Genomic DNA, 22,021 nt, shown 5'->3' with positions numbered 1-22,021 from the left:
ACTATTCCTTTTCCTTGGTCATGTAGGTCATGAGGCTCTCGGGGGTCGCCTCGGCGATCGGCAGCTGACCCGTGATGCGCCCGGCGGAGAGGGCGTAGATCCGGTCGCAGATGCCGAGCAGCTCGGGCAGCTCGCTGGAGATGACGATGACGGCCTTCCCCTGCGCGGCGAGCGCGTTGATGATCGTGTAGATCTCGTACTTGGCGCCGACGTCGATGCCGCGGGTGGGCTCGTCGAGGATCAGCACGTCCGGGTCGGAGAACATCCACTTGGAGAGGACGACCTTCTGCTGGTTGCCGCCGGAGAGCTTCCCGGTGATGGCGCCCACGCTCGGGGCCTTGATGTTCATCGACTTGCGGTAGCCGTCGGCCACCACGTACTCCTGGTTGGCGTCGACCCAGCCGGCCTTCGCGAGCTTCTCGAGCGCGGCGCCGGAGACGTTGCGCTTGATGTCGTCGATGAGGTTGAGGCCGTAGTGCTTGCGGTCCTCGGTGGCGTACGCGAGGCCGTTCTTGATGGCCTCGCCGACCGTCTTGGCCTGGATCTCCTTGCCGCGCTTGTAGAGCTTGCCGGAGATGTTCGCGCCGTAGGAGCGGCCGAAGACGCTCATCGCGAGCTCGGTGCGGCCCGCGCCCATGAGGCCGGCGATGCCGACGACCTCGCCCGCGCGGACGTTGAGGTTGGCGTGGTCGACGATGACGCGGGAGTGCTCCTGCGGGTGGTGGACGGTCCAGTCCTCGATGCGCAGGATCTCCTCGCCGATGTCCGGCGTGCGGTCGGGGTAGCGGCTCTGCAGGTCGCGGCCCACCATGCCCTTGATGATGCGTTCCTCGCTGATGGAGTCGCGCCCGAGGTCGAGGGTCTCGATCGTCTTGCCGTCGCGGATGATCGTCACCGCGTCGGCGATCGCCTTGATCTCGTTCAGCTTGTGGCTGATGATGATGCTCGTGATGCCCTGGCCCTTGAGGTGCTTGATCAGGTCGAGCAGGTGGGCGGAGTCCTCGTCGTTCAGCGCCGCGGTGGGCTCGTCGAGGATGAGGAGCTTCACCTCCTTGGAGAGGGCCTTCGCGATCTCCACGAGCTGCTGCTTGCCCACTCCGATGTCGGCGATCTTGGTGGCCGGGTTGTCGCTCAGCCCGACGCGGGCGAGGAGCTTCGCGGCCTCCACGTTGGTGGCGTTCCAGTCGATGAAGCCGCCCTTGGAGATCTCGTTGCCGAGGAAGATGTTCTCCGCGATGGAGAGGAAGGGGCTCAGCGCGAGCTCCTGGTGGATGATCACCACGCCCGACTTCTCGCTGTCGCGGATGCTGGAGAACTTCACGACCTCGTTCTCGAGGACGATGTCGCCGTCGTAGGAGCCGGCGGGGTAGACGCCGGACAGGACCTTCATCAGGGTCGACTTGCCCGCGCCGTTCTCGCCGCAGATCGCGTGGCACGTGCCGCGCGTGACCTCGAGAGTGACGTCCTGCAGCGCCTTGACGCCGGGGAACGTCTTGGTGATGCCGCGCATCTCGAGAATGTGGTTGGCCATGGCCTGCCTCACTTGTGTGGATGGTGGTGCCGGGTTCCCGGCGGTGGTGCTGCGGGCGACGGGTGACCGCCGCCCGGAGGCGGGCCGGCCGCGGTGCGCGGCCGGCCCGACCCGGTGGAGGCCGGTCGACGCGAGCGTCGACCGGCCGGGTGCGCCGCCTGGGCGGTGCGGGTGGGTGCTACTCGCCCTTGTCGATCTCGTCCTGCGTGTAGTAGCCGCTGTCCACGATGACCTCGACGAGGTTGTCCTTCGTCACGGTCACGGGGGCGAACTGCTTGGTCGGGACGTCCTTCACCTTGTTGTTGTAGGAGTCGGGAGCGTCGGGCGTGCCGCCGGTGAGCAGGTCGTCGACCATCGTGACGGCCTCCTTGCCGAGCAGGCGCGTGTCCTTGAAGATCGTCGAGTACTGGACGCCGTCGAGGATGAGCTTGTCGGACGCCTTCTCGCCGTCCTGGCCGGTGATGATCGGCATGGCGTCGTTGGCGACGCCGGCCGAGGTCAGGGCCTGGATGATGCCGCGCGACAGGCCGTCGTACGGCGAGAGGACGCCGTCCGGCTTGGCGCCGCCTGGGTACGAGCCCGAGAGCAGGTTCTCCATGCGGGCCTGGGCGCCCTCCTGCTTCCACTGCTGGATCGCGACCTGGCTGAAGTCCGACTGGCCGGAGCCGATCGTGACCTGGCCGGAGTCGAGGAACGGCTTGAGGACGCTCATCGCGCCGTCGTAGAAGAACTGCGCGTTGTTGTCGTCCGGGCTGCCGGCGAAGACCTCGATGGTCTTCTTCTCGGTGCTGCCGGTGGCCTTGCCGTCGGCGTCCACGAGGCCGAGGCCCTGCAAGAGGGAGTTGCCCTGGAGCACGCCGACCTGCTGGTTGTCGAACGTCGTGTAGTAGTCGACGTCCTCGGTGCCGTTGATCAGGCGGTCGTACGCGATGACCTTGACGCCGTCGTCGGCCGCGGTCTTGAGGACCTGGGTCAGCGCGGTGCCGTCGATCGACGCGACGATGAGCGCCTTGGCGCCCTTGTTGAGCATGGTCTCGATCTGCGAGATCTGGTCCTGCACCTTGTCGTTCGCGTACTGCAGGTCGACCTTGTAGCCGAGCTTGGTGAGCTGGTCGTTGACGTTGTTGCCGTCGTCGACCCAGCGCTCGCTCGTCTTGGTGGGCATGGCGACGCCGACGAGGGCGCCCTTGTTGTCCTCGGTGCCCCCGGCGCTGCCGCCGCGGCCTCCGCCGCCGCCGCTGGAGCAGGCGGCGAGGGAGAGGGCGATGCTCGTGGCGGCGATGCCGACGAGGACCTTCTTCATCTTCACGGTCGTGTCCTTTCGTACTGCTGCTGTGAGACGCGGTCCCGGCATCTGCGCCGGATCCGCGCCCCTGGTGTGGGTGTTACAAGCCCTGGGCCAGGCGGTGGTACGCCTGGTTCCAGCGGACTTCCTTGGTGAAACCCTTGAGGGTCGTGTCCTCGTCGATGACGAGGAGCTCGGTTCGCGCGATCTCGGCGAAGTCCTCGAAGACCTCGACGCCGACCTGCGTGCTCATGACCGTGTGGTGGGCGGCCCCGGCGGTGAGCCAGGCCGCGGCGCTCGTCGCGAGGTCCGGTGCGGGCTTCCACACGGCGCGGGCGACGGGCAGGTTCGGGAGCGGCTCGTCGAGCGGGACGACCTCCACGACGTTCGCGACGATGCGGAACCGGTCGCGCATGTCCGACATGGCGACGACGACCGCGGGGCCGGGGTCGGTGTCGAAGACGAGGCGCACGGGGTCCTCGCGGCCGCCGATGCCGAGCGGGTGGATCTCGAGGCTCGGTCGGCCGGTCGTGAGCGTGGGGCAGATCTCGAGCATGTGCGCGCCCAGGATCTTCTCCTCGCCGGGGACGAGGTGGTACGTGTAGTCCTCCATGAGGCTCGCGCCCCCGGGGAGCCCGGAGCCCATGACCTTCGCCGCGCGGATCAGCACCGCCGTCTTCCAGTCGCCCTCGGCGCCGAAGCCGTAGCCCTCGGCCATGAGCCGCTGGACGGCCAGGCCGGGGAGCTGGCGGAGGCCGCCGAGGTCCTCGAAGCTCGTGGTGAAGGCGCCGAAGCCGCCCTCCTCGAGGAACGAACGGAGCCCGACCTCGATGGCCGCGCCGTAGCGGAGCGACTCGTGGCGCTCGCCGCCGCGCCGCAGCTCGGGCTGGATGTCGTAGAGACGCTCGTACTCGTCGACCAGCGCGTCGATCTCGGCGTCGGTCGCCGCGTCCACGCGCTCGACGAGGTCGTTGACGCCCCACGTGTTCACGGAGACGCCGAACTTGAGCTCGGCCTCCGTCTTGTCGCCCTCGGTGACCGCGACGTTGCGCATGTTGTCGCCGAAGCGGGCGACCTTCAGCTCGTGCACGGCGTCCCAGCCTGCGGCCGCGCGCATCCACGTGCCGATGCTCTCGCGCACCGACGCGGTGCTCACGTGGCCGACGACCGTCTTGCGGACGACGCCGAGGCGCGACTGGATGTAGCCGAACTCCCGGTCGCCGTGCGCGGCCTGGTTGAGGTTCATGAAGTCCATGTCGATGCTGCTCCACGGCAGCGCGACGTTGGCCTGCGTGTGCAGGTGCAGGAAGGGCTTCTGCAGGGCGTCGAGGCCCTGGATCCACATCTTCGCGGGGCTGAACGTGTGCATCCACGCGATGAGGCCGATGGTCCGGTCGCTCGCGTTGGCCTCCAGGGCCATGCGGCGGATGCTGTCGCTGTCCTTCAGAACGGGCTTCCACACGACGCGGACGGGGATGTTCGACGCCTCCTCGAGCTGCCGGGCGATCTCCTGCGACTGCTCGGCGACCTGCTGGAGCGTCTCCTCGCCGTAGAGGTTCTGGCTGCCGGTGAGGAACCAGACCTCGTAGTGGTCGAGGGAGGCGGTGATGCGGCTCACTTCAGGGCTCCTTGGGGTGCTTGTCCGTAGACGTTCTGGTAGCGGTCGAACAGGGAGTCGACGGCCTCGGCAGGGAGCGGGGCGGGCTCGCCGAGCTGGCGGGAGATGTGCACGGTGCGCGCCACATCCTCGACCATCACGGCCGCCTTCACGGCGTCCTTCGCGTCCTTGCCGATGGTGAAGGGCCCGTGGCCCGCCATCAGGACGGCGCGCGAGCGATGCCCGGTGAGCGTCTCGACGATGCCGCGGCCGATCGAGTCGTCGCCGATGATCGCGAACGGGCCGACCGGGATCTCGCCGCCGAACTCGTCCGCCATCGCCGTGATGACGCACGGGATGGGCTCGCGCCGCGCCGCCCACGCCACCGCGTAGGTGGAGTGCGTGTGGACCACGCCGCCCACCTCGGGCATGTTGCGGTAGACGTACGCGTGCGCCGCCGTGTCGCTCGACGGGGCGTTGCGGGAGCCGGGGGTGTCCGGGATCACGTTGCCGTCGAGGTCGCAGAGGATCATGTTCTCGGGGCTCAGGTCGTCGTAGGCGACGCCCGAGGGCTTGATGACGAACAGTTCGGCACCGGGCACGCGGCCGGAGACGTTGCCGCCGGTCCAGACCACGAGGCCGTAGCGCACGAGCTCGCCGTGCAGGCGGGAGACCTCGGAGCGGACGCGGGCGACCGCGACCTCGATCTCGGGTGCGTAGGTGCTCACGCGCGGGCCTCCCTCTTCAGCGACTTGAGCCGCTTCATGACGTCGTTGGCGCCGCGGCCGAAGTGGTCGTGCAGCGTCGAGTACTCCTCGTACAGGCGGTCGTAGGCGAGCGCGCGCTCCTCGCTGGGCTGGTACTTGGCGCGCTCGACCTTGCCCATGGCGTCGCCCGCGACGCGCACGTCGGGGTAGGCGCCCGCGGCGACGGCGGCGTGGATGGCGGATCCGAGCGCCGGGCCCTGCTCGCTCGTGATGACCGAGATGGGGAGGCGGAGGATGTCGCTGTACGCCTGCATGAGGAACGCGTTCTTCAGCAGGCCGCCCGCGACGATGAACTCGGTGACGGGGACGCCCGACGCGGCGAACGTCTCGACGATCTTGCGCGTGCCGAACGCGGTCGCCTCGAGCAGCGCCCGGTAGACCTCCTCGGTGCGCGTGGTGAGCGTGGTGCCGATGACGAGGCCCGACAGCTCGTGGTCGACGAGCACCGAGCGGTTGCCGGAGTGCCAGTCGAGCGCGACGAGGCCGTGGCCGCCGACGGGCTGATCGGCCGCGAGGTCCGTGAGGTGCTGGTGGACGCTCTTGCCGGCGGCCTGGGCCTCCTCGGCGTAGCGGGCGGGCACCTGGTTCTTGACGTACCAGGCGAAGATGTCGCCGACGCCGGACTGGCCGGCCTCGTAGCCGTAGAGCCCCGCGACGATGCCGCCGTCGACGACGCCGCACATGCCGGGGACCTCGGTGAGCACGTCGCTGTTCATGACGTGGCAGGTGCTCGTGCCCATGATCGCGACCATCTGGCCGGGCTCGACGGCGCGGGCGACGGGGGCGGTGACGTGCGCGTCGACGTTGCCGACCGCGACCGCGATGCCCTCGGGCAGGCCCGTCCAGGAGGCGGCCTCGGCGGAGAGCGTGCCAGCGGCGGATCCGAGCTGGCCGATCTCGTGCGCGACCTTGTCCTCCGCGAACGACGCGAAGTCGGGGTTCAGGGCGCCGAGGAACTCCCGGGTCGGGTACTCGCCGTCCTGGAGGATGCCCTTGTAGCCGGCGGTGCAGGCATTGCGGACGTAGCTGCCGGTGAGCTGCCAGACGATCCAGTCGGCCGCCTCGACCCAGTGCTCCATGAGGCCGTACAGCTCCGGGTCCTCCTCGAGCAGCTGGAGGCCCTTGGCGAACTCCCACTCGCTGGAGATGAGGCCGCCGTAGCGGGCCAGCCACTTCTCGCCGCGCTCCTCGGCCAGCGCGTTGATGCGGTCGGCGTGCGACTGCGCGGCGTGGTGCTTCCAGAGCTTGACGTAGGCGTGCGGGCGGTCGGCGTATCCCTCGACCTCGTTGAGCGGCGTGCCGTCGGCGAGGGTGGGGACCATGGTGCAGGCGGTGAAGTCGGTGCCGATGCCGATGACCCGCGCCGGGTCGATGCCGGCCTCGCGGATGGCGGCCGGGACGGCCTGCTTGAGCACGTCGACGTAGTCGCTCGGGACCTGCAGGGCCCACTCGGGCGGCAGCTGCGCGCCGGTCGCGGCGAGCGTGTCGTCCATGACCGCGTGCGGGTAGTCGAGGACGCCGGAGCCGAGCTCGACGCCGTCCGAGACGCGCACCACGACCGCACGGCCGGAGAGGGTGCCGTAGTCGACCCCGATGACGTAGCTCTCGGCCTCCGAGCCGGACAGGGCCTCGGCGGCGGTGCTCACGGGGGCGCTGGGCACGGGATCGACTCCTTCGTCTGATGCATCACGACCCGGGAAGATCGCGTGCGATGTGAACGGTCACATCAGCGGATGTCACTCTACACACGCGCGGGATCGACGTGTCAACCCAGGAGCGCCCACCCCCTCGAAGTGGGGTGGCGGCGGCTCGGGAGGACGGGCGGGGGCCCGCCCGAGGGGCTCAGGACGAGGGCAGTCCGGTGGACGCGCGCACGACCAGCTCGGGCGTGATCGTGCCGCGGTACCGGTCCCCCGTGCCGTCCATGCCATCGAGCAGCAGGGCGACGCAGCGGCGGCCGACCTCGGCGAAGTCCTGCCGCACGGTGGTGAGCGGGGGCCAGAAGTGCGCGGCCTCGGGGATGTCGTCGAAGCCGACGATGCTGACGTCACGGGGGACGTCGAGGCCGGCGTCGCGCACGGCGTGGATGAGGCCGAGGGCCATCTGGTCGTTGCTGGAGAAGATCGCCGTGAAGTCGCGGAGGCGCAGCATCTCGCGGCCCGCGTAGAAGCCGAACTCCGCCGTCCAGTCGCCGAGGATGGGCGCGGTGGTGGGGGCGTCGGCGGCCGACATGGCGTCGAGGAAGCCGCGCATCCGGGCCTCGGCCTCGATCCAGTCCTGGGGACCGGCGAGGTGGTAGATGTCGCGGTGGCCGAGGTCGAGCAGGTGCCGCGTGGCGAGCCGCGCGCCCGCGATCTGGTCGACCGAGAGGTCGTGCGCGTCCCCGCGCCCGTCGCTCTGCATGGTCACGTAGGGGACGTCGAGCGACATGCTCGCGATGACCTCGCGCACGCGCACCTGCGGCGCCACGACCACGAGGCCCTCCACGGCCTGGTCGACGAGGTGGCCGAGCGCGACCTGGATCGCGGCCTCGTCGGACGAGGGCAGGTTCGTGGTCGTGACCAGGTAGCCGGCCTCGCGGGCGGCCGACTCGATCGCCGCGATGGAGGACGCGGGACCGTACTGGGAGCTCTGGGCGGTGAGCACGCCGATGGTGCGGGAGCGGCTGGTGACGAGGGCGCGGGCCGCGCGGTTCGGGCGGTACTGGATCTGCTCCATCACGTCGAGCACGCGCTGCCGCGTCTCGGCGCGGAGCGAGGGCGAGTCGTTGAGCACGCGCGAGACCGTCTGGTGCGAGACCCCGGCGAGGCGCGCGACGTCGCGGATGCTGGGCGCCCTGCCGCGCGGCGTCTCCGTCGTCATCATCGACCCCGTCTCCGTCCGGGCGTCCGCCCGGCCGCGCCTCCTGGCGCAGGTGTCACATTGTCACATGTGACTGTCACATGCCGCATGTGCGCGGGATCGATCGCGAGCGGGAGGGCGGGCACCCGGGGTCGGACGGCTGCGGCAGACTGGTCGTCCACCCGACGAGAGGCACCACCTGTGACGATCACCGCCGCGGCAGACGGATCCGCGCTCGGCAACCCCGGACCCGCCGGCTGGGCCTGGTACGTCGACGACGAGCACTGGGCGGCGGGCGGCTGGGCGCACGCGACCAACAACCAGGGCGAGCTGAAGGCCGTGCTCGAGCTGTTCCGGGCCACCGCGCACCTCGACGACGACCTGCTCGTGCTGTGCGACAGCCAGTACGTCATCAACTCGGTGACCAAGTGGATGCCCGGCTGGAAGCGCAAGGGCTGGCGGAAGGGCGACGGCAAGCCGGTGCTCAACGTCGAGCTGCTCAAGGAGATCGACGCCGAGATCCAGGGCCGCCGCTACCGCTTCGAGTGGGTCAAGGGGCACGCGAACCACCCGCTCAACGAGGCCGCGGACGTGCGGGCGCGCGCGGTCGCCACCGCGTTCCAGGGACGCAGCGCGATCCCCGCCGGCCCCGGCTGGGCGGGCCATGGCGCCGACGAGGCCACCGGCTCCCCCGTCGACGCGACGGAGACGGCCGCCGTCGAGGCCGACGCGGAGCTGGCGGCGGATCCCGTGACCGCCGCGGCCGAGGAGCTGGAGGCCGAGGCGCCCGCGCAGCCGGGCCTGTTCGACTTCGACGCGTTCGACGAGGAGATCGCGCCCGAGCCCGGCGACACGACCCTCACCATCGCGCTCGACCGGGACACGATGGCGCGGCTCAGCGCCCACGCGCGCGAGCGCGGCGTGAGCGTCGACGAGGCCGTGCGCGGGCTGCTGCCCTGAGGCCCGCGCGACCCCGCCGGCGCGGTGGGGTCGCCCGCGCCTAGTGCTTGCCCTGCTTGAGCGCCTTGCCGAGCGCGCGCTCGAGGTCGACCACCAGGTCCTCGACGGCCTCGATGCCCACCGAGAGGCGCACCAGGTCATCCGGCACCTCGAGCGGCGTGCCCTTGACGGACGCGTGCGTCATCTCGGACGGGTAGCTGATGAGCGACTCCACGCCGCCGAGCGACTCCGCCAGCTGGAAGACGCGCGTGCCCTCGACCACGCGGCGCGCGGCCTTCGCTCCCCCGCGGACCTGGAACGAGATCATGCCGCCGAAGCCCGTCATCTGGGCCGTGGCGATGTCGTGGCCCGGGTGCTCCGGGAGGCCCGGGTAGTGCACGGCCGTGACGTCGGGGTGCTGCTGCAGGAACGCGGCGATCTCCTCGGCGTTCGCGGAGTGGCGCTCCATGCGGACGGCGAGGGTCTTGATCCCGCGCGTGGTGAGCCAGGCGTCCATGGGGCCGGAGACCGCGCCGATCGCGAACTGGAGGAAGCCGACCTTCTCGGCCAGCGCGTCGTCGTCGAGGATCACGGCGCCCCCGAGCACGTCGGAGTGGCCGCCCAGGTACTTGGTGGTCGAGTGCACGACCACGTCGGCGCCGAGCGTCAGCGGCTGCTGGAGGTACGGCGAGGCGAACGTGTTGTCGACGACGACCGTGGCGCCGGCCGCGTGGCCGAGGTCGGCGAGCGCGCGGATGTCGCTGATCTTCATCAGCGGGTTGCTCGGCGTCTCGACCCAGAGGACCTTCGCGGGGCCGGATCCGAGGACCCGCTCGACCGCGGCGAGGTCGCTCATGTCGACGGTCTCGACGACGATCCCCCAGTCACCGAGCACGCGCGTGAGGAGGCGGTAGGTGCCGCCGTACACGTCGTCGCTCAGCACGATGCGGTCGCCGGGGCGGGTGATCGCGCGCAGCAGCGTGTCCTCGGCGGCGAGCCCCGAGGCGAACGAGAACGCGTGCGTCCCCTTCTCGAGCGACGCGAGCAGCTCCTGCAGGCCGGTGCGCGTGGGGTTGGCGCTCCGCGCGTACTCGTAGCCGCCGCGGAGCCCGCCGATGCCGTCCTGCACGAAGGTGCTCGTGAGGTACAGGGGCGGGATGACCGCGCCCGTGGTGGGGTCGGGGTCCTGGCCGGCGTGGATGGCGCGGGTGTCGAAGTCGTGCTTGTCGCTCACGGGGACTCGTCTCTGTGGTGGGGGGATGCGCGGGCCGGAGGGCGGGCGGATCAGTCGCTGAGGTAGGTGAGGAGGTCGTGCCGCGTGAGCACGCCCACGGGCTTGCCGCCGTCGCTCACCATCAGGGCGTCGGCGGATCCGAGCGCGCTCCACGCGTCGGGCACGGTCTCGTTCACGCCGATGAGGCCGAACGCGTCGCCCGTGAACGGGCCGACCTGGTCGGACAGCTGCGCGCGGCCGCTGAACACGAGCTCGAGCAGGCTGCGCTCGTCGACCGCGCCCGCGACCTCGCCCATGACCACGGGCGGCTCGGCCGAGAGGACGGGCAGCTGCGAGACGTCGTACTCGGTCATGATGCGGATCGCGTCGCGGATGGTGTCGTTCGGGTGCGCGTGCACGAGGTCGGGCAGGCTGCCGGTCTTGGCGCTCATCACGTCGGCGACCGTGCGCTGGCCGTTGACGCGCGCGAAGCCGTACGACTGCATCCACTTCTCGTTGAAGATCTTGCCGAGGTAGCCGCGGCCGCCGTCGGGCAGCAGGATCACCATCACGTCGTCGGGGCCCAGGTGCTTCGCGGCCTTGAGCGCGGAGACGACGGCCATGCCGCTGGATCCGCCGACCAGAAGGCCCTCCTCGCGCGCGAGCCGCAGGGTCATGTCGAACGACTCCTGGTCGCTCGAGGCGATGACCTCGTCGACCACGTCGGGGTCGTAGGCGGCTGGCCAGAAGTCCTCGCCCACGCCCTCGACGAGGTACGGGCGACCGGTGCCGCCGGAGTAGACGGATCCCTCGGGGTCGGCGCCGACGATGCGGACGCGCCCCTCCGACACCTCCTTGAGGTAGCGACCGACGCCGCTGATGGTGCCGCCGGTGCCGACGCCCGCGACGAAGTGGGTGATCTCGCCCTCGGTGTCGCGCCAGATCTCGGGACCCGTGGTCTCGTAGTGGCTGAGCGGCCCGTTGGGGTTGGAGTACTGGTCGGGCTTGAAGGCGCCGGGGATCTCGCGCGCGAGCCGGTCGCTCACCGAGTAGTAGGAGTCGGGGTGGTCGGGCGCGACCGAGGTGGGCGTGACCACGATCTCGGCGCCGTAGGCCGTCAGTACGTTGCGCTTGTCCTCGCCGACCTTGTCCGGCAGCACGAACACGCAGCGGTAGCCGCGCTGCTGCGCGACGAGGGCGAGGCCGACGCCGGTGTTGCCGGAGGTGGGCTCGACGATGGTGCCGCCCGGCTTCAGCTTCCCGTCGCGCTCGGCGGCGTCGATGATGCGCGTCGCGATGCGGTCCTTGGCGCTGCCGCCCGGGTTCAGGTACTCGACCTTCACGAGCACGGTCGCCGAGATCCCCTCGACCACCTTGTTGAGCTTCACGAGCGGGGTGTTCCCGATCAGGTCGAGGATCGTGTCGGCGTACTTCACGTGAGGTGGCGCTCCCGGCTACGAGGTGTGCGGTCCGGTGGGCCCCGCCCGTCCAGTGTAGGCGCGTGCCTCCGCCGTGTTACGGGGCATCGGGCGCGGACGCGAGCAGGGTCCGCCCAGGCCGGGCCGATACCCTGGACGAACGATCCCCCAGCAGAGAAGGACCCTCCGTGGCGCGACGCGACGACACCACGCCCTCCGGCGACGAGAGCGGACGGCCTGTCCCGCCGACCGCCAAGCAGGCCCAGAAGGACCTCACGGTCAAGCAGCAGCGCGAGGCCCGCCGTGCCGAGAAGGTGGCGGCGCTGAAGAAGCAGCAGGACCGCGCGCGCCGCAACCGCCTCATCGGCATCATCACGGGATCCGTGGCCGCCGTCGCGGTCGTCGCCGTCGTGATCGGCGTGGTCGTCTCGAGCGGCACCCCGAAGCAGGATCCGGCCGACATCTCGATCGAGGGCCTCCGCACCTGGGACTCCCTGCCCAGCACGCACGTGCAGACCCCGGTCGACTACGCCGGTCTGTACGACGGCATGAGCCCGCCCGCCGGCGGCGAGCACAACCCCATGTGGCTGAACTGCGGCGTCTACGACCAGCCGCAGCCCAACGAGAACGCGGTGCACGACCTCGAGCACGGGGCCGTGTGGATCACGTACGACGCCGCGAAGATCACGGGCGACGATCTGTCGAAGCTGCAGAAGTACGCGGAGTCGTTCGGCGGCTACGTCACGATGTCGCCCTACGAGGGCCTCGACACCCCCATCGCGCTGTCCGCGTGGGGCGCGCAGGTGAAGGTCGACTCGATCGACGACCAGCGCATCAAGGACTTCATGGCCAAGTACTGGAAGAGCCCGAACGCCCCCGAGGCCGGCGCCGCGTGCACCGGCGCCCTCGAGGGCGAGGGCCGGGTCGACTGACCGTGACCGATCGCGGCACAGGCGCATCCGACCGCCCCGACGAGGGCGACGTCGTCGTGGACGACGACATCCGCGAGGACGAGCTCGAGGGCCTCGTCGCGCATGGCGAGGAGTCGCGCGCCCGCGGGCGCCGGATCCGCATCGGCCTCGCCGCGGGCATCGTCGCGGTGGCCCTCGTGGTCGCCGGGCTGCTCGTCGGCCGCGTCACCGCTCCCGTGTCGGCGCTCACGCCCAGCACGAACAGCGCGGAGGCCGGCTTCTCCCGCGACATGCAGGTGCACCACGAGCAGGCCGTGCAGATGTCGCTCATGATCATCGACCGCACGGACGACCCCGAGGTCAAGCTCATCGCGCAGGACATCGCGCAGGCGCAGGCCCAGCAGGCGGGCCAGATGTACGCGTTCCTCACGTCGTGGGGCCTCGACCAGGCGCCGTCGCAGCCGCGCATGACCTGGATGACGCTGCCGACCCTCGACGGGAAGACCGACCACTCATCGATGGACATGACCCCCGGCGCGACGATGCCGGGCCTCGCGTCGCAGGCCGACCTCGACGAGCTGCAGGGGCTCACGGGCGTGGCGGCGGAGCGGAAGTTCCTCACGCTGATGATCGCCCACCACCGCGGCGGCGTCGAGATGGCGCAGGCGCTCCTCGACCGGTCGCGGAACCCCCTCGTCACGGACCTCGCCAACGGCATGGTGATGATCCAGGACAAGGAGATCCTCTACATGCAACAGCTCCTCGACGCCCGTTCCTGAGCCGTCCCGCCGCACCGCCCGTCCGCCTCGCGGGCGGGCGGTGCTGCGTCGCCCGGGTGCCGTTCGAGTCCGCGGGTCAGGCGGCCTCGGTGCGCTGGTCGCTGTACAGCCGCGCGTACTCGCCGCGGCGGGCCAGCAGCTCCACGTGCGTGCCCTGCTCGACGATGCGGCCGGCGACGACCACGAAGATCACGTCGGCGTCGACCACGGTCGACAGCCGGTGCGCGATGGCGATGGTCGTGCGGCCGCGCGACGCGGTGTCGAGGGCCTGCTGCACGACGCGCTCCGAGATCGCGTCGAGCGCGCTCGTGGCCTCGTCGAGGATCAGCACGGCCGGGTCCTTGAGCAGCACGCGCGCGATGGCGATGCGCTGCTTCTCGCCGCCGGACAGCCGGTAGCCGCGCTCCCCCACGAGCGTGTCGTAGCCGTCGGGGAACGACTCGATGGTCGGGTGGATGTTCGCCGCCCGCGCCGCCTGCTCGATCTGCTCCTGCGTGGCGTCGGGACACGCGTAGCGGAGGTTCTCGCCGATGGTCGCGTGGAAGAGGTACGTCTCCTGGCTGACGATGCCGATGTTCTCCAGCAGCGACTCCTGCTCGAGGTCGCGCACGTCCTCGCCCGAGAAGAGCACGCGGCCGCCGGTCACGTCGTGGAAGCGCGGGATCAGGTACGACACCGTCGTCTTGCCCGCGCCCGACGGGCCGACGAACGCGGCGAACTGGCCCGGCTCGATCGCGAACGACATGCCGTCGAGCGTCGGCCTGTCGCCTGCGCGCGTGTCGGGGTAGGAGAAGCGCACGTCGTCGAAGGCCACCCGGCCGAGCGCCGGACCCCGGACCACCTGGCGCGCGTCGTGCCGGTCGCGGATGGCGGGCTCGAGGTCGAGGTACTCGAAGATCCGGGCGAACAGCGCGCCCGAGGTCTGCAGGTCGAGCGCCACGCGCATCAGCCCGATGAGCGGCCACATGAGGCGCGCCTGCACGGTCGTGAACGCGACGATGGTGCCCGCCGTGACGCTGACGCCGCCCGTGATGAGGAAGCCCGCGACCACGTAGACGATGGCCGGGATGATCGACAGGAAGATCTGCACGAGCGCGAAGAACCACTGGCCGCTCATCTGCTGGCTCACCTGCAGCCGGATCTGCGTGCGGTTCTCGGCCTCGTAGCGCGCGGTCTCCGCGGCCTGCCGGTTGAAGCTCTTCGAGAGCAGGATGCCGGACACCGACAGCGTCTCCTGCGTGATCGCCGTCATGTCGGACAGCGACTCCTGCGTCTTCGACGCGATCCGCGCCCGGACCTGGCCCACGCGCCGCTGCGCGATCACGAGCACGGGCATGAGCACTACCGCCACGAGCGTGAGCTGCCAGTTGAGCACGAGCATCGCCACGAGCGCCGCGATCACGGTCACGGTGTTGCCGAGCACGCTCGAGACCGTGTTGGTGAGGACGGCCGCCACGCCGCCCACGTCGTTCTGCAGGCGGGACTGGATCACGCCCGTCTTCGTGCGCGTGAAGAAGCCAAGCTCCATGCCCTGCAGGTGGCGGAACAGGTCGACGCGCATGGATCCCATGACCCGGTTGCCGACCGTGGCGGTGAGGTACGTCTGCCAGACGCCGAGTCCGGCGCCCGCGACCCAGATGGCGATCATGATCCCGACGAGCTCGACCAGCACGGGGATGTCGGGTCCGCCCGTCGGCGGGAAGAGCCCGCGGTCGAAGGCCTGCTGCGTGAGCAGCGGCGGCACCACCGTGAGGCCCGCGCCGACCAGCACGAGCGCGATCGTGAGGACCAGCGCCCGGCGGTGCGGACGGAACAGCTCCGCGATCCGGCCCAGCAGGTTCTCGACGCGCGGCGCCTCGGCGTTGGCCTTGCGCTGGGCCTCGGCGTCGGCCGCGCTCACCCGCCCGCGGCGTCCGCCGCCTCCGCGCATCCCGCCGCCCGCGGCGATGTCGCCCATCCTCGTCATTCCGGCGATTTTACGCCCGTGGGGGATCGCTCCCGACCACGGCAGCGCGGGGCATGGCGACGGCCCGGCCACCCGCGCGAGCGGACGACCGGGCCGGGTCGGACGGTGGCCGATCAGCCCTTGGTGGATCCCGCCAGCAGACCCCGCACGAAGTACCGCTGGAGGCTGAAGAACACGATCAGCGGGACGATGAGCGAGACGAACGCGGCGGCCGTGAGCCGCTGCCAGTCCTGTCCGCGCGTGCCCGTGAGCTCCGCGAGCCGCTGCGTGAGAGGTGCCACGTCCGGCGTGCCGCCCGAGAAGATCAGCGCCACCAGCAGGTCGTTCCAGACCCAGAGGAACTGGAAGATCGCGAACGACGCGATCGCGGGGAGCGCGAGCGGCAGCACGATCCGGAAGAACACCTGGCCGTGGCTCGCGCCGTCGACCCGCGCCGCCTCGATGACCTCGCCCGGGATCTCCGAGATGAAGTTGTGCAGCAGGAAGATCGCGAGCGGCAGCGCGAAGATCGTGTGCGCCACCCACACCGGCAGGTAGCCCTGCTCGGGGATGAGCGGGATCACGCCGTGCACGGCCTCCTGCAGCGGGCGGAGCGTGCGCGTGAACATCTGCAGCAGCGGGATGAGCGCCATCTGCAGCGGCACGATCTGCAGCGCGAAGATCAGCACGAACAGGAAGTTCGAGCCCTTGAACTTGATCCAGGCGAACGCGTACGCGGCCATCGAGGCGATGACCAGCGGGAACAGCGTCGCCGGGATCGCGATGGCGAGCGAGTTCACGAAGTACGAGCCCAGCTGCGGCGACGACTGCGACGTGGAGAGCAGCACGTCCTGGTAGTTGTCGAGCGTGAAGCCCGGGTTCTGGAAGATCGTCCACCAGCCCGTGGTCTGGATGAGGCCGGCCGGGCGGAACGACGAGACGAACAGGCCGAAGGTCGGCAGCGTCCAGAGCACCGCGATGACGAGCGCGGCGACCGTGGCGCGGCGCGACGTGAGCCGGTTCTTGACACGGCGGCTCTTCGCGCCGACGGAGGCGGCCTGCTCGATGGCGCCGCGACGCGTCCCGCGGTCCGCGACGGGCAGGTCGGCGGGTGCGACGCTCATCGGATCTCCCTCTGCTTGCTCATGACGCGGACGTTGTAGATGACGATCGGCAGCACCATGAGGAACAACACGATCGCGAGCGCCGAGCCGCGACCCTGCTCGCCGGCGCGGAACGCCTGCGTATACATCTCGTTGGCGATGACGCTCGTGTCGAAGTTGCCCGCCGTCATGGTGCGGACGATGTCGAACACCTTGAGCGTCGCGATGGAGATGGTCGTGACCACCACCACGAGCGAGCCGCGGATCCCGGGCAGGGTCACGTTGAGGAACCGCTCCCAGGCGTTGGTGCCGTCGAGCTGCGCGGCCTCGATCTGCTCGGTCGGCACGCCCTTGATGCTCGCGGAGAGCACGACCATGGCGAAGCCCGTCTGGATCCAGATCATCACGATGATGAGCAGCGCCGTGTTGATGGGCGAGGTCTGCAGCCACTGCACGGGCTCCTGTCCCATCCAGACGAGGATCTGGTTGAGCAGGCCGATCTGCGCGTTGTCGCCCGACTTGTAGTCGTACACGAAGCGCCAGATGATGCCGGCGCCGACGAACGAGATCGCCATCGGCATGAAGACGAGGGCCTTGAAGTACTTCTCGCCGCGCGACTTGTCGATGAACACGGCGTAGGCGAGGCCGACGGCCGTCGACAGCAGCGGCACGAAGACCACCCAGATGACGGTGTTGAGCAGCGTGCGGAGCGCGGACGGCTGGGTGAACATCCAGACGAAGTTGTCGAACCCGGCCCACTCCCCCGAGTTGTCGCGGAACGCGAGCAGGGTCGTGCGGAACGCGGGGTAGATGAGGCCGACGGCGAGCAGGATCAGCGCGGGGAGCACGAAGGCGCCCAGCTGCACCCAGTCCTTGCCGCGCTTAGGCGCCTTGTCGATGAGGAAGAGGATCAGCCCGATCACCACGGCGAAGACGGCGAGCGCCACCACCACCTGGAGGATCTTGCCGATCAGATCAGCGGTCGTCATGGACGTCTCGCCCTTCGGGTCGGAGGGATGTGGGAACGGGGCCGCCGCGCGTTCGCGGCGGCCCCGCAGGGGCGGCACGGATGCCCGCCCGGATGCCGACCCGATCAGGGCCGGCGGTGGATCAGCCTGCGTCGATCAGGACGCGGGCCAGCTCGACTCGATGGCGTCGACCGTCTTCTGGGTCGAGTCGCCGCTCAGCCAGCCGACGATCCCCTTCCAGAAGGAGTCGGTGCCGACCGCGCCGGGCATGAGGTCCGAGCCGTCGAACCGGAACGTGGCGTCCGGGTCCTGCAGGATCTCGATGCTCTGCTTGAGGATGTCGCTCGACGCGTTCGCGGGGTCGAGCCCCTTGTTCGCGCTGATGACGCCGCCCAGCTTCACGCGGTTGTTCGCCCAGGTGTCGCTCGAGAGGTAGGAGAGCACCGCGGTGATCTCGTCGCTCGACTTGAAGGCGCCGACGAGCTCGCCGCCGCCGGTGACGGTCGTCGCGTCGCCCTCGTTCGTGGGCGGCAGGAGGAACGCGTAGACGTCGCCGTCGGGCGAGACCTTCGCGTCGGTGCCGTCGGCCTTCTTCCAGAAGCCCTCGTAGAACGAGGCCTGGTGGTGCAGGGAGCACTCGCCGTCGAGGATCGGGAGGCCGGCGTCGCCGAACTCCGTGGAGATGATCGACGAGACGTCGCCGAGGCCGCCGTTGACGTAGTCGGGGTTCTTGATGATGTCGCCGACCGCGTCGAACGCCTGCACGATGGCCGGGTCGTTGAACGGGATCTGGTGCGTGACCCACTTGTCGTAGGTCTCGGCGCCCGACTGGCGGATGACGAAGCTCTCGACCCAGTCGGTGCCCGGCCAGCCGGTGGCGTCGCCGGATCCGATGCCGACGCACCAGGGCTTGTGGTCGCCCTCGTCCGCGATCTTCTTCGTGAGGTCCATGAGCTGGGCGGTGGACTTCGGGATCTCGTAGCCCTTCTCCTTGAACTCGCTCGGCGAGTACCAGACGTAGCCCTTGACGCTCGCCATGAGCGGCGCCCCGTAGAAGGTGCCGTCGACCGTGCCGTAGCCCTTCCAGTCCGTGGACCAGTTCTTGTCGACGTTCTCCTCGACGGCGGCGGGCGCCGGCTGCAGGTAGCCCTTCGTGGCGAGCACGTTGAAGAGGCCCGGCTGCGGGATGATGCCGATGTCGGGGGCCGACTGCCCCTCGGCGAGGACCGCGATCTGCGCCTCGAACTCCTTGGTGCCCTGGTAGTTCACGGTGATGCCCGTGCAGGACTCGAAGTCCTTCCAGGACTCGACGAGCCGGTCGGCCTCGTCGTCCTGGATCGTGCCGCCGATGCTGACCTCGGGGCTCCCCTCGAACGTGCCGTACGACGAGTACGGCGAGCAGTCGGTGTCCGCGGCGTCCTCGGCCGCGATGTCGCCCGTGCAGCCCGTGAGCGCGAGGCCGGCGATGCCGACCGCTGCGAGGGGTGCCGCGAAGCGACGTCGGAATAGGGCGTGGCCCATGTGCGTCTCCTCTTCATCGAGTGGATGCGGGTCCGCCCCGCCGTCCTGTCGTGCGTGCGTCGGCGGGTGAGGCGCCGTCGCCTGAGAACCTCTCCCGAGATGGGGAACCGGTTCCACAGGTCAACGTAGGGGAGCTCGCAGCCCACGGCAAGGTGGCTGGGGTAACGAAACGGTCTAGCTCATGGCGACGCGGTAGGCGCGCCCGCCACGGATGGTCCATCATCGGAACCGGCCCCCCGCGCATCCTGGAACCGCTTCCAGCGTGCGCGTCCGGCGCGACGAGGCGCCGCGGGTCCCGATGGAGGGAGCGCGATGAGCGCCATCGCCGACGTCGCCCGGCTGGCCGGGGTCTCCAAGGCCACCGCGTCGCGCGCGCTCAGCGGCCGCGGCTACGTCTCCCCCGCCACGCGCACCCGCGTCGCCGAGGCCGCCGCCGAGATCGGGTACGTCGTCTCCTCGAACGCGTCGAGCCTCGTGACCGGCCGCTCGATGAACGTGGGCGTCGTGATGCCCTTCATCAACCGCTGGTTCTTCGCGGAGCTGCTCGAGGGGATCGAGGAGGCGCTCATCGAGGCCGACCACGACCTCACGCTGTATCGGCTCACCGCGGAACCCGAGCAGCGCCGGAAGGTCTTCGAGTACTTCCTCGTGCGCAAGCGCGTGGACGCGGTCATCGCGGTGAGCGTCGCGCTCACGCCCGCGGAGGTCGTGCGGCTGCGCGCGCTCGACAAGCCGCTCGTCGGGATCGGCGGGCCGGTCGAGGGCATGAGCACCCTGAGCATCGACGACGAGGCCGCGGCGCGCCTGGCCACCGAGCACCTGCTGAGCCTCGGGCACGCGCGCGTCGTGCACCTCGGCGGCGACCTGCACGCGCAGATGGCGTTCTTCGTGCACGCCAAGCGGCTCGCGGGCTACCGGGCGGCGATGGAGGCGGATCCGCGCGGGCTCGAAGCCCGGTTCGCCACGGCCGAGTTCACGATCGACGGCGGCTTCCGCTCGGCCATGGCGCTGCTCGCCGACCCGCGGACGAGGCCGACGGCGATCTTCGCGGCCTCCGACGAGATCGCCATCGGGACGATCCTCGCGGCCCGGCAGCTGGGCATCGCCGTGCCCGCCGACCTCTCGGTCGCCGGGATCGACGGGCACGCGCTCGCGCCGCTGTTCGGGCTGACGACCGTGGAGCAGCATCCGCGGACCCAGGGGCGGACCGCCGTGGGCATGGTGTTCGAGGGGCTCGCGCCGGAGGGCCCGGCCGAGCGCACGGTGATGGTGCCCGTCGACTTCCAGGCGCGCACGAGCACGACCGCGCCCCCGATGCCGCCCGCGCCGTGAGGGCGGGTGGCATCGGGGGCGGAGGGGCGCGCCGGTCTCGCGTCAGGCGTCGCCGGCGGTGACCGCCTGCGCCTCCTCGAGGGCGTCGACGGGGTCCGCGTCCACGCGACGCAGCCAGCGGTGACCGGCCACGACGATCACGAGGGCGACGATCACGGATCCGGCCGCCGCGTAGTAGGGCGTCGCGTCCGAGAACAGGTCCGCGAGCTCGGTCGCCGCGGGAGGGGCGATGGCGCCGCCGAGGAACCGGACCGAGGAGTACGCGGAGGACGCGACGCTGCGCGGGTGGTCCGTGGCCTCCATCACGCACTCGGTGAGGACGGTGTTGAGGACGCCGAGCAGGAGCCCGCCGACGATCACGCACACCACGAGCCCGATCGAGGAGCGGACCACGAGCCCCGCGGCGGCGAGGTCGACGGCGAGGAGCGGGAGCACGAGCCGGAGGACCGATGTGCGCGCCATCCGCCTCGTGAGGAGCGGCGCCACGAGGACCGACGTGATCGCGAGGCCCACGCCCCAGCCGAAGAAGGTGAGGCCGAGGCCGATGGCGTCGAAGCCCAGCGGGAACGGCGTGTAGGCGAGCAGCACGAAGAAGCCGATGTTGTAGCACAGTGCGGCGGCGGCGAGCACCGCGAGCGCGGGGGTGCGCAGCGCGCGCAGCGGGGCGGAGAGGCGCATGGGCGCGCGGGGAGCGTCGTCCTTGCCGAGCAGGGCGAGGATCGCGACGAAGCCGACCGCCATGAGCGTCGCCGTGCCGAAGAACGGGCCGCGCCAGCTCCAGCTGCCGAGGAGGCCGCCGAGCAGCGGGCCGATCGCGATGCCGAGGCCGAGCGCCGCCTCGTAGAGCATGATCGCGGACGCGGTGCCGCCGGACGCGGATCCGACGATGGTGGCGAGCGCGGTGGAGATGAAGAGCGCGTTGCCGAGTCCCCAGCCGGCGCGGAAGCCGATGACCTGCTCCACGTCCTGGGAGAGGCCGGCCGCCGCGGCGAAGACGACGATGATCGCGAGGCCGATGAGGAGGGTGCGCTTGGCGCCGATGCGGCTGGAGATCCAGCTGGTGATGAGCATGGCGAGCCCGGTGACGAGCAGGTAGCTCGTGAACAGGAGCTCGGTCTCGGTGGCGGTCGCGTCGAGGCTCGAGGCGATGGCGGGGAGGATCGGGTCGACGAGCCCGATGCCCATGAACGCGATGACGCACGCGAAGGCGACGGCGAAGACGGAGCGGGGCTGGCGGAAGATGTCGCGGAACGACGCGTGCTGCTGGGTGGACACGGGTGCGGTGTCGCCTCCTGGGATCGGTGCGGATGGGTCGGTGCGGATGGGTGCCGCGGTGCCTGCGGTCAGTCGCCGGCGGGCGCGAGGTCGGGCGCGTCGTCGATCCGCGACATGACGACCTCGACGGCCCGCGCGAGCACGGCCACGTCGTCGACCGGGAGGTCGGCGAAGCGGGGCACGAGCGCGGTGGCCAGGCGGTCGCGCCAGTCGTCGAGCGCGGCGCGGCCGGCCGGCGTGATCTCGAGGAGGGTCGCGCGGGCGTCGGACGGGTCCGTCACCTGCGCGATCCAGCCCTGGCCGACGAGCGAGCGCACGATCTTGGTGGTCGTCGGCTGCGAGACGCGGCTGCGCTCGGCGAGCGCGCCGAGGCGCATCCCGCCGGGCCAGGTCACGAGCACCGACAGCGTCCGCCAGATGGCCGGCGAGCTGGTGCCGCCGACCTCGTGCGCGGCGAGGCGGGTGAGCCGGTGGCCGGCGGTCACCAGGTCGCCGAGGACGGCGCGGAGGTCCGGGGCGGTCGAGGTCATGTACCGATCATATAGCTGGGCTATGGATATGTCGAGCGCGGCGGACGGCGCGCGAGGTCGTCAGCG

The 22,021-nt window shown here is 70.7% G+C and carries 18 protein-coding genes; 4 read left to right on the top strand and 14 right to left on the bottom strand.

The window, feature by feature from the left end; translation table 11 throughout:
- Position 1: 1 nt before the first annotated feature.
- The 6 genes from mmsA to CMN_RS04060 all read right to left on the bottom strand — a co-directional run bounded on the left by mmsA (position 2) and on the right by CMN_RS04060 (position 8,045).
- Positions 2–1,531 (bottom strand): multiple monosaccharide ABC transporter ATP-binding protein, encoded by a 1,530-nt coding sequence (gene mmsA / locus CMN_RS04085; RefSeq protein ID WP_015489585.1) that lies wholly within the window; start codon positions 1,529–1,531, stop codon positions 2–4.
- Positions 1,532–1,709: 178 nt separating this feature from the next.
- The gene (locus CMN_RS04080) at positions 1,710–2,840 is read right to left on the bottom strand and encodes a substrate-binding domain-containing protein (RefSeq protein ID WP_015489584.1); all 1,131 of its coding nucleotides are present in this window, start codon (positions 2,838–2,840) and stop codon (positions 1,710–1,712) included.
- Positions 2,841–2,916: 76 nt separating this feature from the next.
- A complete protein-coding gene (araA, locus tag CMN_RS04075; protein WP_015489583.1) occupies positions 2,917–4,434 on the bottom strand; it encodes an L-arabinose isomerase in 1,518 nt (505 codons plus the stop codon).
- Positions 4,431–5,141, bottom strand: a complete 711-nt coding sequence (locus CMN_RS04070) for an L-ribulose-5-phosphate 4-epimerase (protein WP_015489582.1) — start codon at positions 5,139–5,141, stop codon at positions 4,431–4,433. Before CMN_RS04070 ends, araA begins: the two co-directional genes overlap by 4 nt.
- Entirely contained in the window at positions 5,138–6,841 is a 1,704-nt protein-coding gene (gene araB / locus CMN_RS04065) for a ribulokinase (protein ID WP_015489581.1), read from the bottom strand. The genes CMN_RS04070 and araB overlap by 4 nt, the downstream gene beginning before the upstream one ends.
- Before the next feature lie 181 nt (positions 6,842–7,022).
- On the bottom strand, positions 7,023–8,045 hold the full coding sequence (locus CMN_RS04060; RefSeq protein WP_041465235.1) for a LacI family DNA-binding transcriptional regulator: 1,023 nt from the start codon (positions 8,043–8,045) through the stop codon (positions 7,023–7,025).
- Between the two features lie 177 nt (positions 8,046–8,222).
- On the opposite strand from CMN_RS04060, the gene CMN_RS15490 reads away from it, so the two are divergent.
- Positions 8,223–8,981, top strand: a complete 759-nt coding sequence (locus tag CMN_RS15490; protein ID WP_015489579.1) for an RNase H family protein — start codon at positions 8,223–8,225, stop codon at positions 8,979–8,981.
- A 40-nt stretch (positions 8,982–9,021) separates the two neighbouring features.
- Here the strand turns inward: CMN_RS15490 and CMN_RS04050 are convergent, their stop codons facing one another.
- Entirely contained in the window at positions 9,022–10,194 is a 1,173-nt protein-coding gene (locus CMN_RS04050; RefSeq protein ID WP_015489578.1) for a cystathionine gamma-synthase, read from the bottom strand.
- A gap of 50 nt (positions 10,195–10,244) precedes the next feature.
- Positions 10,245–11,609, bottom strand: a complete 1,365-nt coding sequence (locus CMN_RS04045) for a cystathionine beta-synthase (protein ID WP_015489577.1) — start codon at positions 11,607–11,609, stop codon at positions 10,245–10,247.
- 170 nt (positions 11,610–11,779) lie between these two features.
- Between CMN_RS04045 and CMN_RS04040 the strand changes: the two genes are divergently transcribed.
- Both CMN_RS04040 and CMN_RS04035 read left to right on the top strand, forming a co-directional pair.
- A complete protein-coding gene (locus CMN_RS04040) occupies positions 11,780–12,523 on the top strand; it encodes a thioredoxin-like domain-containing protein (protein WP_015489576.1) in 744 nt (247 codons plus the stop codon).
- A 2-nt stretch (positions 12,524–12,525) separates the two neighbouring features.
- Positions 12,526–13,281: a DUF305 domain-containing protein gene (locus CMN_RS04035; RefSeq protein ID WP_041465234.1), complete on the top strand. Its 756-nt coding sequence runs from the start codon at positions 12,526–12,528 to the stop codon at positions 13,279–13,281.
- 76 nt (positions 13,282–13,357) lie between these two features.
- On the opposite strand, the gene CMN_RS04030 is transcribed toward CMN_RS04035, so the two are convergent.
- The 4 genes from CMN_RS04030 to CMN_RS04015 all read right to left on the bottom strand — a co-directional run bounded on the left by CMN_RS04030 (position 13,358) and on the right by CMN_RS04015 (position 18,818).
- Entirely contained in the window at positions 13,358–15,238 is a 1,881-nt protein-coding gene (locus tag CMN_RS04030; protein WP_015489574.1) for an ABC transporter ATP-binding protein, read from the bottom strand.
- Between the two features lie 122 nt (positions 15,239–15,360).
- Positions 15,361–16,350, bottom strand: coding sequence for a carbohydrate ABC transporter permease (locus CMN_RS04025; RefSeq protein ID WP_015489573.1), 990 nt, complete (start codon positions 16,348–16,350; stop codon positions 15,361–15,363).
- Positions 16,347–17,318, bottom strand: a complete 972-nt coding sequence (locus CMN_RS04020) for a carbohydrate ABC transporter permease (RefSeq protein ID WP_015489572.1) — start codon at positions 17,316–17,318, stop codon at positions 16,347–16,349. Before CMN_RS04020 ends, CMN_RS04025 begins: the two co-directional genes overlap by 4 nt.
- Before the next feature lie 135 nt (positions 17,319–17,453).
- Entirely contained in the window at positions 17,454–18,818 is a 1,365-nt protein-coding gene (locus CMN_RS04015) for an ABC transporter substrate-binding protein (protein ID WP_015489571.1), read from the bottom strand.
- Between the two features lie 312 nt (positions 18,819–19,130).
- Between CMN_RS04015 and CMN_RS04010 the strand changes: the two genes are divergently transcribed.
- Complete coding sequence (locus tag CMN_RS04010; RefSeq protein ID WP_015489570.1) at positions 19,131–20,150, top strand: LacI family DNA-binding transcriptional regulator; 1,020 nt, start codon at positions 19,131–19,133, stop codon at positions 20,148–20,150.
- A gap of 42 nt (positions 20,151–20,192) precedes the next feature.
- Here the strand turns inward: CMN_RS04010 and CMN_RS04005 are convergent, their stop codons facing one another.
- Positions 20,193–21,425: an MFS transporter gene (locus CMN_RS04005; protein ID WP_015489569.1), complete on the bottom strand. Its 1,233-nt coding sequence runs from the start codon at positions 21,423–21,425 to the stop codon at positions 20,193–20,195.
- A gap of 68 nt (positions 21,426–21,493) precedes the next feature.
- Positions 21,494–21,955, bottom strand: a complete 462-nt coding sequence (locus CMN_RS04000; RefSeq protein ID WP_015489568.1) for a MarR family winged helix-turn-helix transcriptional regulator — start codon at positions 21,953–21,955, stop codon at positions 21,494–21,496.
- Positions 21,956–22,021: the final 66 nt, after the last annotated feature.

The sequence above is a fragment of the Clavibacter nebraskensis NCPPB 2581 genome, from assembly GCF_000355695.1.
In the GTDB taxonomy this organism is placed as follows: Bacteria; Actinomycetota; Actinomycetes; order Actinomycetales; family Microbacteriaceae; genus Clavibacter; species Clavibacter nebraskensis.
Note: the sequence above shows the minus strand (reverse complement) of the source record. Positions and strands in the feature narration are given on the sequence as shown.

What these genes read in the sequence shown, in the direction of transcription:
- CMN_RS04020 (WP_015489572.1), bottom strand. Translation starts at nt 17,318, where the DNA reads ATGACGACCGCTGATCTGATCGGCAAGATCCTCCAGGTGGTGGTGGCG.
- CMN_RS04025 (WP_015489573.1), bottom strand. Translation starts at nt 16,350, where the DNA reads ATGAGCGTCGCACCCGCCGACCTGCCCGTCGCGGACCGCGGGACGCGT.
- CMN_RS04000 (WP_015489568.1), bottom strand. Translation starts at nt 21,955, where the DNA reads ATGACCTCGACCGCCCCGGACCTCCGCGCCGTCCTCGGCGACCTGGTG.
- CMN_RS04030 (WP_015489574.1), bottom strand. Translation starts at nt 15,238, where the DNA reads ATGGGCGACATCGCCGCGGGCGGCGGGATGCGCGGAGGCGGCGGACGC.
- CMN_RS04015 (WP_015489571.1), bottom strand. Translation starts at nt 18,818, where the DNA reads ATGGGCCACGCCCTATTCCGACGTCGCTTCGCGGCACCCCTCGCAGCG.
- mmsA (WP_015489585.1), bottom strand. Translation starts at nt 1,531, where the DNA reads ATGGCCAACCACATTCTCGAGATGCGCGGCATCACCAAGACGTTCCCC.
- CMN_RS04060 (WP_041465235.1), bottom strand. Translation starts at nt 8,045, where the DNA reads ATGATGACGACGGAGACGCCGCGCGGCAGGGCGCCCAGCATCCGCGAC.
- CMN_RS04010 (WP_015489570.1), top strand. Translation starts at nt 19,131, where the DNA reads ATGAGCGCCATCGCCGACGTCGCCCGGCTGGCCGGGGTCTCCAAGGCC.